We start from the raw sequence: 18,558 nt of genomic DNA, 5'->3' as shown, positions 1-18,558 counted from the left end.
TCTCATCTCCTTACTCTGATGCTTGCCCTTTATTATATTTTTTTTCCTCTATTTAACCTACGTTTAGACAATTTTTTCCAAATACTATGAGCCAAATCAATTTCCTTTTGCGTCAAGCCGTAATGCTGTTTTAAGATTACTTCATTAGTTATTTTTAATACCTCTTCAATGTCTGTTTTGTCTCGGATTAATTCATCAATTCTTGACAACATTTCTGCATTGTCTTTATGATATGGAAGTAATATTTTCTCTGCTTCATTGGGCATTAATTCTAATACGCCTCCTCCGTGGCTTCGTCCTGAAACTTCTGTAAATGCTAATGAAAGCGAATTGTAATAACTTGCAGTCAATGCCTTAATATCGGTGTCAGGCTTTACAAAAACACGATGCATAGTATCAGTTGTGTAGGCTTCTGCTTCATTTATGATTAACCTTGGATAAAGGTTGTTTCGCCTGATAAACAAAGCATCGGAAATTTTTAAGGACGGCACTACAAACCAATTATTTCTAATCCCTGTTTTATAACCTTTATGGATATTCAAACTTTCTCCGTGAGCAATATATTTCACTGCTCCGTTGTTTTGGTCAAGGTTTTGCCTGTCAGGAAACGCTAACAAATGTGCTTTGGCTTTGGAAAATTTATTCTTTTCCCAATCTTCTTTTGTGAAAATAACACTATTTACTTGCACGCTTCTCCCCACCATCGGTTTGGCATAGTCGTAAAGATTATATTCTTCAACGGTAGTAAGCGGAACTGTAAAATAATTGTTTGCTCCTGTAGTAATACCGACTTCAACGTTTGCGTACTTTCCAAGTGTTGCAATGTTTCTTTTCTTCGCAATGGTTTCTAAAAAGTCAATTTCTTCCTGTTCTAAAAAATAGAAAGTCCATTTGTTGGATTTGAAATCAATTTTCTTTTGAGGACTTTTTAATCTTGCTGTGTCAAGCGTTTTTAATTCGTTTGCATCTTTTAATTCGATGTGTTCAATGTTGTGTTCCTGTGTTCCGTTCTTTTCGCAAAGCAATAAAACAACTTCTTGCTGAATATCAGGGAAAACTAATTTTTCAAAAGAAATGATATTGATTTTGTTGTAGAAATGAGCAAGGAATTTTCGCAATTGCAAAGCAAAGGAAACCTGTAAGATTTCTGCTGGTAAAACAAAGCCGATTTTTCCACCTTTGTCTTTCAACAAAAGGGATGAACCAACCACGAATGAAACCCAAGCGTTGGTCAATTTGGAATATTTTAATTCTGCTCTAACAAAAATATTTTCTGCTTCTGCTTGCTGATTTCTGTCGAAAAACTGAAAGCGGATATAAGGTGGATTACCCACCACTAAATCAAAACGCTTTTCTGTGTTATTGCAGTAGGTATGAAAATCATCATTGATTACCTGCTTGTTTTTAAGTTCAATTTTATCGGCTTTTTTTGCTTCTACTTCGTCAAACTCAATGGCTGTAATGGAATTGTATTTTGATTTTAAATTCTTTAATTGTTCCAAGAATACACCATCGCCACAACTCGGTTCAAGTATGTCAAAATTGTTACTACCATTAGTACCCCAACGCAAAATAAACTCCGCAATGGGTTCAGGTGTATAAAATCCACCCCTTAATTTTTCGGCTGTTGCGTTCTCAATTAGTTTCATACAAATCTTTGATTAAAGGGATTAATAAATCGTCATCGCCTAAATCATATAATTTGGCTAACAGCTTTTCTAAATTTGCTTTTTCTCTTGTAAATTGTCCCTGTAGTGGTGTCAAAGTCCTTTTGTTTCCTACATTCACGTCTATTTGGTCTTGTATGCGGATAATTTCTTTTTGTGTTTCAACAATTTTGTCGTGAAGTGCTTTTTCTGTCGCATTCGCAAAGTCAATGGTGCGAATAGGCAAATTGTTGAGGACTTTAGTGCCTCTTGCAAAATAACTTCCTCTAAATACTTCGCCTGTTAAGATTACAAACCACTCAACATATTTTGAGTTTAGTATTGCCTGAATGTAATATGTGGAATAATCGAAATTATCAGGCATTGTAATTGCACAGTAGCCTGCTGTTCCGCCCGATGTAAAAAGCGTTCCGTAATTATCTATTGCATATTTGTCGCCACTCGACAATACACCAAGTATTATCTTTTCTTTTTTATCCGAAATGCTTAGTCCTTGTTGTCTTCCGAAACGGTGCCATTCGTTTGCTGTTGCAGGTTCTGGTTTAATATCTCTTTTCGGATTGTTCAGATTTGCTTTATGTTTCTGTAAATAGCCAAAAGCAAGCGGGTATTTCATTTGAATTTCTGTTAGTGGAATTATATCAATACCTTTTTTCGTGTTTTGGTAAGGATAAACAACTCTCGCATTTGGCTTGAAAGTTCTGTAGGTATATAGGTTGTCTTCTCCTGATGATGTTTGAAAATAAGGTTTGGTAATCGCCTTTTCAATTTTGTAATCAACTCCCTTTTTGGAAAAATAATAATGCTTCGCATCTTCTTTCGTTGGAATGAAGATGTAAATGTCATTAGCACTTGTTTGGATACCATTAAAAATATTTTCGCTACCAACTAAAGCAATCAGTTTGGAACTTTGGGCAATGATGTTGTTGTAAGCATTGGTTAATTCGGGTGGAACTAAAACCCAGACTTCATTGTCTAATTCTTCAGTTTTCTTAGAAGCATATTTTACAGCTTCTGGTTCACGAACTTTCCAGCTTTTCAGGCTTTTTACTTCTGCATATTGAAAAGTTTTTTGCGATGTTTTGTTTAAAATCAGCAAACAAGTATAAGTTGTTTTGTCTGCAAAAACCTGATTAGCACCAAACGAAACGATTGAATGCAAATAACCTTTTGTTGAAAGCTCTTCTCTCAATTTTTTACCTGCACCAACTTTAGTAAACTTACTTGGAACAATATAACCTAAAACACCATCATTATTTAACAAGTTTATACCTTGTTCAAGGAACAAAAAGTATTTGTCAAACTGCTTGTAAGCAGACGTATAATTTGCTTTGTAAAGCGGTAATTCAAGCGGTGTAATATTTTTCATATCCTCCGACTTCATATAAGGCGGATTACCAATAATTACATCAAAACGAAGCTTTGAAAAATCAAACGGATTGATGATTGTTTGGTTTTTCTTTTCAACTTGTGTTGGATTTAATAAACTATTTCCAAAGAAAATATTGATTGATAAATCAGGTAAAACTGGTTTGCTTGTGTTGGTAGATGATGTATTTTCATCTTCCAATAATTTGAGCAATAAGCCAAATTTTGCAGCTTCTACTGCATTGTAATCCTTATCAACTCCATAAACACAATTCAATAATAGTTCTCTCTTTATTTTGAAAGGAAGTTTGTAAGTGTTGATATTTGTTTGAATAAGTTTTGTTTTGTCTGCTTTTAAATAGTAGTCAATTAAAATATCATTCAACAATTGAAAAAGTTCCAATAAAAATGCACCTGAACCGCAAGCGATGTCTGCAAATTTCAGTTTCAGAATTTCTTTGTCGGTCTTGTCCTTACATTTTGATAAAACCGTATTCCGCAAAATATCATTGATGATAAATGTTGGCGTAGTTACAATATCTCTATCCACATTTTCAGGCTTCTTTACCAATTCAACTATTCCGTTTTGTACAGTCAGTTTTTCAGATAAGAAAATCTCATAAATACTACCTAAGATGTCGGACGAAAATACGCTAAATGAGTACGGGCTTTCTGGATAATACAATTGTTTGATAATTGTCCAAAATGCAGAGCTAATATTTTCTACAATTTTATCTTTAAGTAACTGGTCAAATAATCCTGAATTATAGCGTTTGTCAGCTTGTTCAAATTTTTTGATTAATGCTTTAAAATCACTTTTGTTGGCAAAGGCTAAAAGCGTTTGATAATCTTCTAAATTTCTGTCTTCACAAACACGCAAGAACAAAATCCTATTCAAATAGCTTTGAACAATATCGTTTAATTCCTGCTCTTTTATTTTAGGGTCGTGTTTATATATCTCACTTCCTAATAACTTTCTCCATTCGTTAAATTGTTGTAGAAAAAGTGTATCAATTGAATATTGATTTAGTTTGTTTTCAATAGTTTGCCATTCGGTATCGAACGCACCTGAATACACTGCGTCCTTACCCAATAGGTTTTTGATTTCTTCAAATTTACTTTCATATTCGGTATAATGATATTTTTTGATTAATGCCTTATTGTAATTGTCGGTTTCATCGACTTTTACCGAAGTGTCGTAAATGATTAAGTATTCAAAGTTTGAAAGAACGGAAATTTTCAATTTGGCAGTAAAGCCGTACCGCCTTACTTGTTTAGCTGTTTCGTTACTTGCTTCAATTGCTACGCAAGGTTTTTTTGCTTCCAAAAAGAATTTCCTTTCAGAAAACAAGCGGAAAGTATAATCTGGTTTTTTTGAATGCTCGGAAGCATTTGCTTTTAATGCTTCTTCTAAAATTACTTCTCTTTCGTTAGTTGATTTTCCTGCATTATTTTTAATATCCCAGCCCAACAACTCGAAAAATGGGTCTAAGAAATCACTCCGAAGCAGTGTTTCGTTATACTTGTTTGTTAAGTAATATTTTCTGTCAGCAGAATATTTTTCTATGAGTTGGTTTATTGTCATTTCTTCTTATTCTGTTTTATATATTTTGCTCTTTCCTCTGCCACCTTCAGTGCTTTCATACCCAAATCTTCATCTTGAATTTCATATAGGATTTTGTCGCTTAGGAATGAAACCATTAGTTCATCTGAGTTACAGTGATATATATCTGCAAGTTTCAGTATTATCTCCTTTGTTATTTTCCGTTCCCCTCGTTCCATTTTACTTAAAATAGCAACATCGATATCCAGTAAGGCTGCAACTTTCCGCAGAGGTAGTTCCCTTTCCTCTCGGATGTGTCTTAATTTTTCTCCTATTGTTTCTGTTGACATAACTTCCGTTGACATATTGTGTCAAATTTATGCAAATATTTCATAGCAATCCAAATTGTGGAAAAACTTTATTACGAAGTAATTCGAATTAAACCAATAAAGCCACTCACCGCCAAACACTTCCTCTGACTGCCACTTTGTTATAACGCCTTCATTTCTGAAACACCTTTGTCCCGAAAGACCGCAAGGTGCGGGATAACAGTAACAAATTAATGTGTTTCAATTATGAAAAAACAGAGAAAAAAAGTTTTGCTGGCAGCCGTGGCTATGCTGTCAGGAATTGGTGCGTTCGCACAGGGAAACGGTTCGGCAGGTATCAACGAGGCAACCCAAATGGTGACGTCTTATTTCGACCCCGCAACCCAATTAATCTACGCCATCGGTGCGGTGGTCGGGCTAATCGGAGGTGTTAAGGTGTACAACAAATTCAGTTCGGGCGACCCCGATACATCGAAAACTGCGGCGAGCTGGTTCGGTGCGTGTATCTTCTTAATCGTGGCTGCTACTATCCTGCGTTCATTCTTCCTTTAATCCTTTGCTTTATGAACAATTACAACATAAACAAAGGCATCGGAAGAACGGTGGAATTTAAAGGTTTGAAAGCGCAATACCTTTTCATCTTCGCTGGCGGACTACTCGGTACACTCATCTTCGTGATGATACTGTATATGGCAGGCGTAAACTCTTACATCTGCCTGTTTCTCGGAGCAGGCGGTGCTTCGCTGATTGTGTGGCAAACCTTTTCGCTGAACAGGAAGTACGGCGAACACGGATTAATGAAGATAGCGGCTAGTAAAAGGCATCCCCGCCATATCATTTGTCGCAAGCCAGTACACCGCTATTTAAAATTCACTCCTAAATCGAATGCCCTATGAGAAACGTTGCAAAAACGACAACGCTGGAAAACAAATTTCCGTTGTTGGCAGTAGAAAACAACTGCATCCTTTCCAAAGATGCAGACATTACCGCCTGTTTTGAAGTGCGTTTGCCGGAACTGTTTACCGTAGCTTCTGCGGAATATGAAGCCATTCACTCCGCCTGGCATAAGGCTATTAAGACCTTGCCGGATTTTACGGTCATTCACAAACAGGATTGGTATATCAAAGAAAGCTATGCGCCCGATTTGGCAGAAGACAACCAAAGTTTTTTGGCAAAATCCTACCAACGCCATTTTAATGAGCGACCGTTCCTAAACCATTACTGCTACCTCTTTTTAACCAAGACAACCAAAGAGCGTATGCGTATGCAAAGTAATTTTTCATCGCTTTGCAAAGGTTCGCTGATACCAAAGGAAATAAGGAACAAGGAAACGATACACCGCTTTATGGAAGCGGTGGCACAGTTTGAGCGTATCGTAAACGATAGCGGTTTTATAACCCTGCAACGCCTTACCGAAGATGATATTATCGGAACGGACGAAAAGCAGGGATTACTGGAACAATACCTTACGCTATCGAGGGATGCTGGAACACCTATGCAGGACATCGCACTCGGAACAGAAGAAGTCCGTATCGGGAACAAAAGGTTAAGCCTGCACACGCTTTCGGACACGGACGACCTACCCGGAACGGTATCGGCAGATACCCGTTTTGAAAAGCTATCTACCGACCGTAGCGACTGCCGTCTGTCATTCGCTGCACCTGTGGGCTTGCTGTTAAGCTGTAACCATATCTACAATCAATATCTGTTTTTGGATAACAGCGAAGACAACCTGCAAAAGTTTGAGAAATCCGCAAGGAATATGCACTCACTGGCTCGTTACAGCCGTGCCAACCAAATCAACAAAGAGTGGATAGAAAAGTATCTGAACGAAGCACATTCGTTCGGTCTTTCTTCTGTAAGGGCACACTTCAACATTATGGCGTGGTCGGAAGACCCTGCGGAACTCAAACAGCTAAAGAACGATTGCGGTAGTGCGTTGGCACTAATGGAGTGTAAGCCTCGCCACAACACTACGGACGTGGCTACTCTGTATTGGGCAGGAATGCCGGGCAATGCAGGCGATTTTCCGAGTGAGGAAAGTTTTTATACGTTCATTGAGCCTGCGTTGTGTTTCTTCACAGAAGAAACCAACTACCACAATTCGCCCTCTCCGTTTGGTATCAAAATGGCTGACCGCCTGACCGGAAAACCTATCCATTTGGATATATCGGATTTACCGATGAAGCGTGGGGTTATCACGAACCGGAACAAGTTTATACTTGGTCCATCGGGTTCGGGTAAATCGTTCTTTACAAACCATATGGTAAGACAGTATTACGAACAGGGTGCTCACGTCCTGCTCGTAGATACGGGTAATTCCTATCAGGGTTTATGCGAACTCATTAAAGGGAAAACCAAAGGCGAAGACGGTGTTTACTTCACTTATACCGAAGATAACCCGATTGCTTTTAATCCTTTCTATACCGATGATGGCGTGTTCGATATTGAAAAGCGTGAAAGTATCAAGACTTTGATACTTACGCTTTGGAAACGGGACGATGAACCGCCAACCCGTTCAGAAGAAGTTGCCCTTTCCAATGCTGTAAGCGGTTATATCGAACGCATCAAACAGGAAGATGTTTACTCATCTTTCAACGGTTTCTATGAGTATGTAAAAGGCGACTACCGTAAGGTATTGGAGGAAAAGCAGGTAAGGGAAAAGGACTTTGACATTGCCAATTTTCTCAACGTACTCGAACCTTACTACAAAGGTGGCGAGTATGATTATTTGCTGAACTCCGATAAACAATTAGACCTGCTTTCCAAACGCTTTATTGTGTTTGAAATTGATGCTATTAAAGACCATAAAATCCTCTTTCCGATTGTAACCATCATCATTATGGAAGTTTTCATTAATAAAATGAGAAGACTTAAAGGTATTCGAAAACTCATCTTAATTGAAGAAGCTTGGAAAGCGATTGCCAAAGAAGGAATGGCAGAATACATCAAATATTTGTTTAAAACTGTCCGTAAATTTTTTGGAGAAGCAATAGTCGTAACACAGGAAGTTGATGACATTATCCAATCGCCCATCGTGAAAGAAAGTATCATCAATAATTCCGACTGTAAAATCCTTTTAGATCAACGAAAGTATATGAACAAGTTTGATGATATACAGGCAATGTTGGGGCTTACCGACAAGGAAAAAGGACAAGTACTTTCCATCAATATGAACAACGATGCAAGCCGACTTTACAAAGAGGTTTGGATTGGATTAGGTGGTACGCACTCGGCAGTCTATGCCACCGAAGTTAGTTTGGAGGAATACCTCGCATACACCACTGAAGAAACCGAAAAAATGGAAGTGATGCAGCTTGCTGCTGAACTCGACGGTAACGTAGAACTCGCCATCAAGCACATCGCAATACAGCGACGTGATAAAATAAATCAATAATCAATAACATTTTAAAATTCAAGAAAATGAAAAAATTAATGTATTTGGTGTGTACGGCATTAATGCTCGCCATAGCACCATCAGCGAAAGCTCAATTTGTAGTAACTGACCCTGCAAATTTGGCATCAGGGATTATCAACAGTGCGAACGAAATCATACAGACTTCTTCCACCGTGAGCAATGTCGTAAAAAACTTCAACGAAGTGAAAAAAGTGTACGACCAGGGCAAGGAATATTACGACAAGCTAAAAGCTATCAACAACCTTGTGAAAGATGCTCGAAAAGTGCAACAAACCGTGCTATTAGTAGGCGACGTCTCCGAAATATACGTGCAGAATTTTGGCAAGATGATGAACGACCCAAATTTTACACCGCAGGAATTGGTTGCCATCGGCAATGGCTATTCGTCACTGCTCAATGAAAGTACCGAACTGCTAAAAGAATTGAAGCAGATTATAACCTCTTCAAGCCTTTCGCTAAACGACAAAGAGCGTATGGATATTATTGATCGTGTGTACAAAGAGGTAAAGGATTACCACAGCCTTGTACGCTATTACACCAATAAGAACATTTCTGTAAGCTACCTAAGAGCGAAAAAGAAAAACGATGCCAAAAGAGTGCTTGAACTATACGGAACCTCTAATCAAAAATACTGGTAAAAATGGAATGGGATAATCTTCACGAACTCCTGCGTTCGCTTTATGACGATATGATGCCACTTGCAGGCGATATGGCAGCGGTGGCTAAGGGATTGGCGGGATTGGGTGCATTGTTCTATGTGGCATTAAAGGTTTGGCAGGCTTTAAGCCGTGCTGAACCTATTGATGTGTTCCCGTTGTTGCGTCCGTTCGCTTTGGGGCTTTGTATTATGTTCTTCCCAACTATTGTTTTGGGAACCATCAATGCGGTACTAAGTCCCGTGGTTACAGGAACCCACACTATACTTGAAGACCAGGTGCTTGATCTTAACCAGCTCCAACAACAGAAAGACCAATTGGAATACGAAGCAATGGTACGAAATCCCGAAACCGCCTATATGGTATCAGACGAAGAGTTTGATAAAAAGCTGGACGAATTAGGATGGTCGCCATCAGATGTTGGTACAATGGCGGGTATGTATATGGACAGGCAAGCATACAAGATAGAGAAAGCCATAAAGGATTGGTTTCGCAATCTATTGGAAATACTCTTTCAGGCGGCGGCTTTGGTTATTGATACCATACGAACATTTTTCCTGATAGTCCTTTCCATACTCGGACCAATAGCTTTTGCTATTTCCGTTTGGGACGGATTTCAGTCCACGCTCACACAGTGGATCACGAGGTATGTCAGCGTATATCTCTGGCTTCCTGTTTCGGATTTGTTCAGCTCAATGTTGGCAAGAATACAATCCCTCATTTTGGAAAGGGATATAGCAATGCTTGCCGACCCGACCTATATACCTGATACGAGCAATACGGTGTACATCATCTTTATGATTATCGGCATTATCGGGTACTTCACAATTCCAACAGTAACAGGTTGGGTAATCCAAGCCGGAGGTGCAGGGAATTTTACCCGAAATGTAAACCAAACAGCAATGAAAGCCGGAAATCTTGCTGGAGCAGGTACAGGATCTACAGTAGGTAACATCGGCGGTAAACTGATGAATAAATAACAATAAATCATTAAAAAAATGGAATTTAAAACGCTAAGAAATATCGAAAGCAGCTTTAGGCAAATAAGATTATATGCCATTGTGTTTGCGGTTCTCTGCATTGGCGTGGTAGGATATGCCGTATGGCAGTCCTACCGCTTTGCAGCAGAACAACGCCAGAAGATCTATGTACTTGATAACGGCAAATCTTTGATGCTTGCCTTATCGCAAGATGCGAGTATCAACCGACCTGTGGAAGCAAGGGAACACGTCAGACGTTTTCACGAGCTTTTTTTTACACTGGCACCTGATAAAAATGCTATCGAAAGCAATATGAGCAGGGCATTTAACCTTGCGGATAAAAGTGCTTTTGACTATTACAAAGACTTATCTGAAAAGGGTTATTACAACAGAATTATTTCAGGGAATGTTCAGCAACGTATCGAGGTCGATAGCGTGGTCTGCAATTTCGACACCCATCCTTATGCGGTGCGCACCTATGCCAAACAATTTATTATCCGGTCAAGCAATGTAACCAGGCGTAACCTGATTACTTCCTGCTACCTAGTCAACTCCGTTCGCTCTGACAACAACCCACAAGGCTTCAATATCGAAAAATTTGCAGTCGTGGAAAACAGGGATATAGAAGTCATCGAACGCTAAAAAATAATCTTATGGAAGTATTATCAGATTTAAACACGTTCGCAAAAATCCTTACAGAAAAAGGATATAACGGCTATTTCCATACGCAGGGTGCGTATGCTGGAAAGCTGAAAGAAAGTATCAGCGATTACCTTGAAAGCTGCCAAAAAGGTGCAGATACTTTGCCTAAAAAAGACTTGTTGTTGACAGGCTACCTACAATGGTCGGGAGAAGACAAGCCAAGTGTAGAATGCAGTATGTGGGTAAATTATCTGAACGGCAAATTCTCACTCAACAGAATGGAGGTAGCAAGAAAAGACCAATTTGGGCAATTGCTGAAAAAATCGGAACTGACAAACCTCTCTTTAATAGTCGTACCCAATGCAGTTGAGGTAATTGCTTTGGTTAATGATGAACAAAAGCAAAATGTGGGTAAAATCTCCAAGCGGTTCAAGCTCTAACATCATCATAAAAAATTAAGAGTATGAAAAAACTAAGAGCAAATATGGATAGGTATTTTGATAAGCTCGACGAACGTTGGCAGGCATTGCCAGTGCGCAAGCAGCACCAATATACCCTGTACTTTTTTGTGGGATATCTACTGCTTACCGCAGGTGTAATTTTCAAAGTCTGGTACGATACCTCAAAGTCCGGAAACGATATGATCATAGAGCATATCGAAAACCCTGTCCTCAAAAAAAATGGAAGTCCTGCAAGATTGCAGGATAGTGTATCAAGAATTTTAAAAAATCAAATTTATGAAAGAAAATGAGAACAAAAAATCAGTTGTTCGGATAACAGAAGGTAATCCACCTGCAACTGCTGATGTGTTACAAGACAGCACACAGAATAATAAGGAGAAGCTCAAAAAGCCCTTAATTTTCGGCTTAATGGCGATTGTTTTCGTGGGTTGTATGTACCTCATATTTAAACCATCCGAAGACAAAAAGACAATTGAAAATGTAGGGCTGAACGATGCGGTACCTGAGGCTACTGGAACTGGAATGCCTGCCGACAAAGGCAAGGCGTATGAACAGGAAATGCTCGAACGCAAAGAGCAGGAAAAACGCAATGCATTGGCTACACTTTCAGACTACTGGAATACAGAAGACAAAGAAGAGCCAACCGACGAACCGTTTAATGAAGAAGAGGAAAACAACAGCTTTGGCGGTAGTGGGAGAAATTCGGCAAGAAGCAGTAATCCTGCTTTGAACAGCTATCGAAATAGCCAAAGCGCATTGAGTTCCTTTTATCAAGATGATAACGCTGAAACAATGGAACTGCGTAAGCAGGTGGACGAATTGAAAGAAAAATTATCAGAAAAGGATGTGCCACCTGTGGCCACAGTTGATGACCAATTGAAGCTAATGGAGAAATCCTATGAAATGGCAGCAAAGTATCTGCCAAAAAATGCGAATACCGAAAATTCAACACCTGCTAATGGTGCTGTTCCGGATGATGTTAGTGCTATGGCTACTAACCAAAAAGAGCATTTTGTATCGTTCACATCAGCAAGAAAAAATACAGTATCAGCCCTTTACCGTGAACCATTGGACAGTGCTTTTTTAGCGGATTGGAGCGAAACAAAGAACCGTGGGTTTTATACCGCTGGTTCTTTGGAACAAATGGCACAACCCAAAAACAGTATCAAAGCCTGTGTACACGATGCCCAAACAGTAGTTGGCGAAACAGGTGTGCGTTTACGATTATTAGAGCCTGCAAAAACACCGAGCCGTACCATTCCAAAAGGAACGATTTTAACGGCTAATGCGAAATTTCAGGGAGGGCGTTTACAACTAAAAGTTACCTCGATAGAACTGGAGGGCAATATCATCCCGGTAGATATAACCATTTACGATTTGGACGGACAGCAAGGCTTGTACGTTCCGTATTCGCCGGAAATGAATGCCCTTACCGAAATGGCAGGCAATATGAGCCAGACAGGCGGGACAAGCGTAATGCTCACGCAAAATGCTGGACAGCAGGTTGCCGCAGACCTTAGTCGTGGTGTGGTACAGGGAATTTCGGGCTATTTTGCTAAAAAGGTAAGAACCCCAAAAGTTACGCTGAAAGCAGGACATCAGGTCTTCCTTGTATATAAACAATAATGTTGAATTCAAACAAATAAAACAATGAAAAATATTTTAAAAACCTTTTGGGCAATTGCCCTCATACTCGGCTTTGCCGTACAATCTTTTGCACAAGACAGCATCAGAACTCCGCTTGCATTAGGCAAGATAGAACCGTATAAAATGGAAGTTAATTACGATAAAACTTCGCACTTGATTTTTCCGACCGCTATCCGTTATGTGGATTTGGGAAGCGAATATCTGATTGCAGGAAAAGCAGAAGATGCGGAAAATGTTTTGCGTGTAAAAGCATCTGTAAGGGATTTCGAACCTGAAACCAATTTTTCGGTCATTACCAATGATGGACGTTTTTACAGTTTCAATGTATATTACAGTTCCTATCCCGAGGCATTGAGTTATGACCTGCTCACAATGCAAAAGGCAGTAGACAAAGCTAACGGTAACGATGTGCTTTTTGAAGAGTTGGGCAATAATTCGCCTTCACTGGCAGGATTGCTTTTGGAAACGATTTACAAAAATGATAAGCGTATTGTAAAGCACATTGGGGCAAAGAGTTTCGGCATTCAGTTTATTCTTAAAGGCATTTACATCCACAACGGCAAATACTATTTCCATACGGAATTGAGAAACCGTACCAATGTGCCGTTTCAGATTGATTTTATCAATTTCAAAGTAGTGGATAAAAAGGTAGCCAAACGTACAGTTGTACAGGAACGCCCGATGATACCATTACGCACTTACAAGCCACTGGACGAGATTGGCGGTAAATCGACCGAACAAAATGTGTTCCTGTTAGACCAATTTACCATTGCCGATGACAAGGTACTGTTGATTGAGATTTTCGAGAAAAACGGGGGCAGGCATCAAACACTCCAGATAGAAAATTACGATTTAATCAAGGCTCGTTTGGTTAATGATATGCACCTGAAATTTTAATAACCCTTTAAAGTAACTATATGAAAAAGTATATCTATACCGTGATGCTCATCTTGATGGCCATCACGGTTACACAGGCACAAAGGATGCTCCCAAAACAGAAAGGATTGGAAATAAGTGCAGGTATATTATCCAATGATAAAATCGGTAATGATTATTACATCAGTGCAGCAATGACCGTGAACGGCAAAAATGGCAACTACCAGCTTTGGGCGTTGGAATATACACACCAATACCACGACTACAAAGACCTCCGCATACCGCAGGAAACCTACACTGCTGAAGGCGGTTACAGTTTTTTCCTTTTGGGCGATGCCCGTAAAAACATTACGCTGAACTTTGGAATAACAGGTGTAGTCGGTTACGAAACCATCAACCGGGGCGAAACGATGTTGTATGACGGAGCAAAAATATTGAGCGAGGATAATTTTATCTACGGAGCGGGCGGTCGCCTCACTTTTGAAACGTACCTGTCCGACCGTTTTGTATTGGTTCTGCAAGGACGTACAAAAGTGCTTTGGGGTACAGATTTACAACAGTTCCGACCGTCAGCGGGTGTGGGATTAAGGTTTAATTTTTAAAACGTAAAAACAATGATAGCAATCTTCAATAAATTCAGAATAGCATTACTGCCTATATATGTAATGCTGGCAATCCTCACAGCTTCGGTTTCTTTGGTATCTTGCAACAAAGATGATGAACTCGAAATACAGAACGATTTTCCTTTCGAGGTCAATATAATGCCAGTACCTAAAGATGTTGCCAACGGGCAGACCGTAGAAATACGCATTAGTATACAGCGTAAAGGCAATTACAGCGACACGCAGTATTTTCTCCGCTATTTCCAATTTGACGGACAAGGCACATTGCGGTATTACGATGAGCAACCATATTTACCGAACGATTTATACCCATTACCGACAGATCAGTTTCGATTGTACTATACGTCAACGTCTGCAGTATCACAATCCTTTGAGGTTTGGATTTCGGACAGCTTCGGGAATGAAAAGCAAATAAGTTTTCAGTTTAACAGTAGTGAATAAGGAGTTAAAACCTGCCAATCGGGCAGGTTTTTTTATACCTTTACGCTTATGAAAGTGGAGATAAGAAAAGAAGTAAAGGAAGATTTCGGAACTGTTTTTGAGCTGATAAAAAACGCTTTTGAGAACGAGGAATATAGCGACCACAAAGAGCAATATTTAGTCGAACGGTTAAGAAGTTCCGATGCGTTCGTTCCTGAATTGTCGCTCATTGCAGAAGTGAACAATCAGATTGTCGGTTATATATTGCTTACCAAAATCAATATCGTAGATGCATACAGGAACATAAATACCTCACTTGCTATGGTTCCGGTTGCTGTGTTACCGGAATTTCAAGGCAACGGTATCGGTGCAAAACTGATTGAAGCTGCACATCATAAAGCGAAAGAATTTGGTTTTGGTTCTGTGGTATTGTTAGGGCACGAAAATTATTATCCAAAGTTCGGTTATAAACTGACAAAAGAATTTGGAATTAAGTTGCCTTTTGATGTTCCTGATGCCAACTGTATGGCAATAGAGCTAAATGAAAATGCTTTACTAAATATCAGTGGTATCGTTCAGTACCCAAAAGAGTTTGAAATTGAATAGAGGAACAAATATTTTTCGTAAATTCAAAGAGTAGAATATAATAGCTTATTGTTATGGTTGCATCATTGGTTATAGGGATAATATTTTTAGTTGCAGGTTTAGGACTTCGCTATTGGCTTAACCGACGAAAGTTTTACAGGCGTGGTCCGATGGGAGCCGAAGGTTTTTCATCTTATGAAAGTTCGGTTTTCATTAAATTTATTGAAAAGGTTGGTAAATGGATAGCTTATGGATTGATTATATTTGGACTTTTATCATTATGGGTTTATTCTCGTGAGATGAAAGAAAAACAACAGACTGAAGTAAAAACGGAACAGCCTGCACAACGCTGATACAAATTTTCTTGTTTTACTTTAAGTACTAGCTTTTTCGTTTGTACTGTATGATAACATTTTCTATTTACTACTTTTTTTATAATTTAAGACATCGCCACTCTTTTTAGAGAGGAGCTCACTTTACTGAACTCAATATCTGCAAAATCTTTTTCTGCTTTTTCTTGAACATCAATATCTTTGGTATTTAAGATAGCAGACATATATTTTAGCTTTCTTTTTACATTTTCCAATAAATCCGACCATTTCATTATCCATATTTCAATATTTTTATTTTCATTCCTAAAATAGAAGTAAGGATTGTCTTCGTTTCTTTGATTACCTTTTATTTGAAATTCTGCATCAGAATTAATCTTTGAGCTAATCAATAAAATTTTGTAATGAATATTTGAACTTGAAGCATCAAGTTTTTCGATTTCTCTGGCATACTTCATTACTTGCTCAATTTCTTTTGGGCTAATTTTTACTTTTGGGGCTTTTAATTCAACAACTAAAACTTCTCTTCTTTTAGCGTCTAAAACCCGTTCATTATACATAAATAGGTCAGTAATAGATTTTACCGGTTTTTCATCAATGACATTTATGTTATCTCCATCTTTTGATGGTTTAAATATTAAGCAATCGTCTCTTAATTGAGTTAGATTTTTTTCTAAATTTTTATCTGACAATAGTTTGGTACTTTCGGAATATTCTTCTCCAAAAACCCATAACATCCTTTCTAAAAACTTATGAAGTTCTTTTCGTTCTTTCACATTTTTAGATATTTCGCTATAAACAAGTTTTTCAAGAAATTCAATATCTTCAATTTTCGAAGCAACTTTATCAGAAAATTCAACAATATTATCTAAATCGGTTTTTTCCAATAAATCCGAGAATTTAGAAATCATTTTGTTGTTTAATTTTAGAACGCTTCTTAAAATATTATTCAATTCTCCATTGGAAATTGTTCTATCTATAAGCGGATAAATGATTTCTCTTAATTGATTATTATCTTTTAAAATATGGTATTTATCTTCCACTAAATATGCTAACTTATCAAAGAGTATAACTTTTGATTTTGAGCTTGCCCGTTCTTTATATGGATAATAATCGTCATTTTTAAGGTTGTCAGAAAAATTGTCAAACTCAAAGTTTCTGTCCTTGAAGAATGTGTTTAATTTGTCTTTAATAAATTCTCTTACTTTTCTCCAATCTGGGTCTAAATCATCTAAATCTATGTTTCTATAAATATCAGATGAGAGCGTAGATGAAGATACATAAATAAACCATCCTCCTATTTTTGGGCTCAACCAACTGGCATCATACTCCAGACTTCCTGCTATTGTATTTAGACCAGCATTTTGTGCAGTTAAAAAAACTTTTATTTTATCCATTTTCTTAATCTGCATAAAGTCAAAAAGAACTTTGTGTTCTTTGCCTTTAGTGTCAGTATAAGTCTTGGCTAGTTTTATAGGTTTGTCAATTACGAAATCATTAGGGTTTAAAGCTTTACCATTAATGTGAAATGTAACTTCTTTGTTGAAAATTTTTAAAGGGTATCTCTCAAAAATAGCATCTGAAATATTATCTTTAAGAAATTTATCAATTATTTTCTTTTTTGGTTCATTTTCTGTTGTCGTATGTGGATACAAATTTGAAATAGTTACTTTGTAGTAAGTATTATGATTATTTCCTTTTAGAATATTTTCTTTTGTCGCTAACTCAATTTCAGAAACATTGATGTTTTTACCAAAACTATTAAATGATAACGGAATGTATGTTTCAGTAAAAGTATTTTCTTCTTGTGAATATCCAATAGTTTCAATTTCGATTTCTTGTCCAATTTGAAAACTGGCAAATCTTCCAATTCCTTTTCCGCCATCTTTATTTGCTGTTCCAATATCCAATAATTTTTTTTCGATATCAGACATATGAACTCCGTTACCATCATCTTTTACTGATATTTTTTTGATTAAAAGAGGATGTATTTCAGTTTCTAAAGTGTAATCTATGTCGATCCAAATGTTTTTACTCTTTGCTTGAATTGAGTTGTTTAATAGTTCGCAAAAAGCAGTGAATGTGCTGATGTAATTAGCAAATAATTCATTGACTAACCTTGAGTTTGTCGTAAGTTTTCTATTCATAGTTTCTTGCTAGGTATTTTTTGGTTATACTTGCTATTAAATTCTCAAACATACAAAATGTAAAATTTGTATGTTTAACGGCAAAATTATTTTCTCCAAATCTACAAAATAAATCGTTTCTAAATTGTTGTTCCAGTGCCAAATACTACCTTTCAACGACAATCAATACCACATTTTCCAAGCCTTTACAAATCCTTGATAAATTCGACTTCCACAGCAAAATTGAGCAAATAATGGAAGTTATCGCAATACAAAAATCCGCATTGGATGGAATGACAAATGAACTGAAAGCACTTTTGGAATTGACCGAAAATGCCACAATGAAATACACTTCAATTTTCAAAGAAGAAAAATGGCTCGATAACCAGGAAGTGTGTTTGATGATGAACATTACCAAACGGACTTTGCAGACCTACAAGGATAAAGGGCTGTTACCTTATTCCAAACTGAACCGCAAGAATTATTATAAACTCTCGGACGTACGGGCTTTGCTCGAAGCTGGACAGCCGTACAATACCAATGATAATGGATTTACTGACGAATGATAATGAAGAAATCATTTCCCATCAAGAAATGATTTTGATATTGAGAGACCGTATTGAAAGCATATTAAAAAACTATCGTCCCGTAATGAATGGAGAAATTTATTTGTCGGGCGAAGATGTATGCAAACTGTTACACATTAGCAAACGCACTTTACAGCAATATCGTGATGATAATATCCTGCCGTATATTCAGATTGGTGGCAAAATTATTTATAAGGAAACAGATTTGATGACAATATTGGAGCAGAATTATATCAATCACAAAACTAATTCAGACTAAGCTTTTTTATTGCATTAATACATCTAATAGCAAGAGTTTAGT

20 protein-coding genes are annotated in these 18,558 nt (G+C 37.7%); 16 read left to right on the top strand and 4 right to left on the bottom strand.

Going from position 1 to position 18,558, the window contains the following annotated elements; all coding sequences use genetic code 11:
• Window positions 1-32 precede the first annotated feature (32 nt).
• Genes ACMA47_RS18320 through ACMA47_RS18310 form a run of 3 tightly spaced genes read right to left on the bottom strand, consistent with a single transcriptional unit; the run spans window position 33 to window position 4,943 of the window.
• The gene (locus ACMA47_RS18320; protein WP_132776736.1) at window positions 33-1,649 is read right to left on the bottom strand and encodes a class I SAM-dependent methyltransferase; all 1,617 of its coding nucleotides are present in this window, start codon (window positions 1,647-1,649) and stop codon (window positions 33-35) included.
• Window positions 1,636-4,620, bottom strand: coding sequence for an Eco57I restriction-modification methylase domain-containing protein (locus tag ACMA47_RS18315; RefSeq protein ID WP_413930951.1), 2,985 nt, complete (start codon window positions 4,618-4,620; stop codon window positions 1,636-1,638). The genes ACMA47_RS18320 and ACMA47_RS18315 overlap by 14 nt, the downstream gene beginning before the upstream one ends.
• Window positions 4,617-4,943, bottom strand: a complete 327-nt coding sequence (locus ACMA47_RS18310) for a helix-turn-helix domain-containing protein (RefSeq protein WP_201443582.1) — start codon at window positions 4,941-4,943, stop codon at window positions 4,617-4,619. Before ACMA47_RS18310 ends, ACMA47_RS18315 begins: the two co-directional genes overlap by 4 nt.
• A gap of 210 nt (window positions 4,944-5,153) precedes the next feature.
• Between ACMA47_RS18310 and ACMA47_RS18305 the strand changes: the two genes are divergently transcribed.
• From ACMA47_RS18305 to ACMA47_RS18240, 14 genes are read left to right on the top strand one after another with little or no spacing between them, the layout of a single operon-like run.
• Window positions 5,154-5,459: a DUF4134 domain-containing protein gene (locus ACMA47_RS18305; RefSeq protein ID WP_034867769.1), complete on the top strand. Its 306-nt coding sequence runs from the start codon at window positions 5,154-5,156 to the stop codon at window positions 5,457-5,459.
• Window positions 5,460-5,470: 11 nt separating this feature from the next.
• Window positions 5,471-5,803 (top strand): DUF4133 domain-containing protein, encoded by a 333-nt coding sequence (locus tag ACMA47_RS18300; protein ID WP_078764756.1) that lies wholly within the window; start codon window positions 5,471-5,473, stop codon window positions 5,801-5,803.
• Complete coding sequence (locus tag ACMA47_RS18295) at window positions 5,800-8,304, top strand: TraG family conjugative transposon ATPase (RefSeq protein ID WP_413930950.1); 2,505 nt, start codon at window positions 5,800-5,802, stop codon at window positions 8,302-8,304. The genes ACMA47_RS18300 and ACMA47_RS18295 overlap by 4 nt, the downstream gene beginning before the upstream one ends.
• Window positions 8,305-8,330: 26 nt before the next feature.
• A complete protein-coding gene (locus ACMA47_RS18290; RefSeq protein WP_413930949.1) occupies window positions 8,331-8,963 on the top strand; it encodes a DUF4141 domain-containing protein in 633 nt (210 codons plus the stop codon).
• 2 nt (window positions 8,964-8,965) lie between these two features.
• Window positions 8,966-9,961, top strand: a complete 996-nt coding sequence (traJ, locus tag ACMA47_RS18285) for a conjugative transposon protein TraJ (RefSeq protein ID WP_413930948.1) — start codon at window positions 8,966-8,968, stop codon at window positions 9,959-9,961.
• 18 nt (window positions 9,962-9,979) lie between these two features.
• Window positions 9,980-10,603, top strand: coding sequence for a conjugative transposon protein TraK (gene traK / locus ACMA47_RS18280; protein ID WP_413930947.1), 624 nt, complete (start codon window positions 9,980-9,982; stop codon window positions 10,601-10,603).
• Window positions 10,604-10,614: 11 nt separating this feature from the next.
• Window positions 10,615-11,043 carry a hypothetical protein gene (locus ACMA47_RS18275; protein WP_413930946.1) on the top strand — a complete coding sequence of 143 codons (429 nt, stop codon included), beginning with the start codon at window positions 10,615-10,617 and terminating at the stop codon, window positions 11,041-11,043.
• Window positions 11,044-11,066: 23 nt separating this feature from the next.
• Window positions 11,067-11,354, top strand: a complete 288-nt coding sequence (locus ACMA47_RS18270; protein WP_413930945.1) for a nitrogen regulatory IIA protein — start codon at window positions 11,067-11,069, stop codon at window positions 11,352-11,354.
• Window positions 11,341-12,690: a conjugative transposon protein TraM gene (traM, locus tag ACMA47_RS18265; protein WP_413930944.1), complete on the top strand. Its 1,350-nt coding sequence runs from the start codon at window positions 11,341-11,343 to the stop codon at window positions 12,688-12,690. The genes ACMA47_RS18270 and traM overlap by 14 nt, the downstream gene beginning before the upstream one ends.
• A 24-nt stretch (window positions 12,691-12,714) precedes the next feature.
• Entirely contained in the window at window positions 12,715-13,608 is an 894-nt protein-coding gene (gene traN, locus ACMA47_RS18260) for a conjugative transposon protein TraN (protein WP_413930943.1), read from the top strand.
• Between the two features lie 20 nt (window positions 13,609-13,628).
• Window positions 13,629-14,189, top strand: a complete 561-nt coding sequence (locus tag ACMA47_RS18255) for a conjugal transfer protein TraO (protein ID WP_413930942.1) — start codon at window positions 13,629-13,631, stop codon at window positions 14,187-14,189.
• 12 nt (window positions 14,190-14,201) lie between these two features.
• Window positions 14,202-14,651: a DUF3872 domain-containing protein gene (locus tag ACMA47_RS18250; protein ID WP_413930941.1), complete on the top strand. Its 450-nt coding sequence runs from the start codon at window positions 14,202-14,204 to the stop codon at window positions 14,649-14,651.
• A gap of 48 nt (window positions 14,652-14,699) precedes the next feature.
• Window positions 14,700-15,236 carry a GNAT family N-acetyltransferase gene (locus tag ACMA47_RS18245; protein ID WP_413930940.1) on the top strand — a complete coding sequence of 179 codons (537 nt, stop codon included), beginning with the start codon at window positions 14,700-14,702 and terminating at the stop codon, window positions 15,234-15,236.
• A gap of 53 nt (window positions 15,237-15,289) precedes the next feature.
• Window positions 15,290-15,568 carry a molybdenum ABC transporter permease gene (locus ACMA47_RS18240; protein WP_413930939.1) on the top strand — a complete coding sequence of 93 codons (279 nt, stop codon included), beginning with the start codon at window positions 15,290-15,292 and terminating at the stop codon, window positions 15,566-15,568.
• 86 nt (window positions 15,569-15,654) lie between these two features.
• Here ACMA47_RS18240 and ACMA47_RS18235 read toward each other — a convergent pair whose 3' ends face one another.
• Entirely contained in the window at window positions 15,655-17,691 is a 2,037-nt protein-coding gene (locus ACMA47_RS18235; RefSeq protein WP_219071559.1) for an ATP-binding protein, read from the bottom strand.
• 233 nt (window positions 17,692-17,924) lie between these two features.
• Here ACMA47_RS18235 and ACMA47_RS18230 point away from each other — a divergent pair, with 233 nt between their 5' ends.
• Window positions 17,925-18,236 carry a helix-turn-helix domain-containing protein gene (locus tag ACMA47_RS18230; protein ID WP_002978282.1) on the top strand — a complete coding sequence of 104 codons (312 nt, stop codon included), beginning with the start codon at window positions 17,925-17,927 and terminating at the stop codon, window positions 18,234-18,236.
• The gene (locus ACMA47_RS18225) at window positions 18,217-18,516 is read left to right on the top strand and encodes a helix-turn-helix domain-containing protein (protein ID WP_041461439.1); all 300 of its coding nucleotides are present in this window, start codon (window positions 18,217-18,219) and stop codon (window positions 18,514-18,516) included. The genes ACMA47_RS18230 and ACMA47_RS18225 overlap by 20 nt, the downstream gene beginning before the upstream one ends.
• Window positions 18,517-18,558: the final 42 nt, after the last annotated feature.

This window comes from Chryseobacterium sp. T20 (assembly GCF_047345655.1).
GTDB lineage: Bacteria > Bacteroidota > Bacteroidia > Flavobacteriales > Weeksellaceae > Chryseobacterium.
Note: the sequence above shows the minus strand (reverse complement) of the source record. Positions and strands in the feature narration are given on the sequence as shown.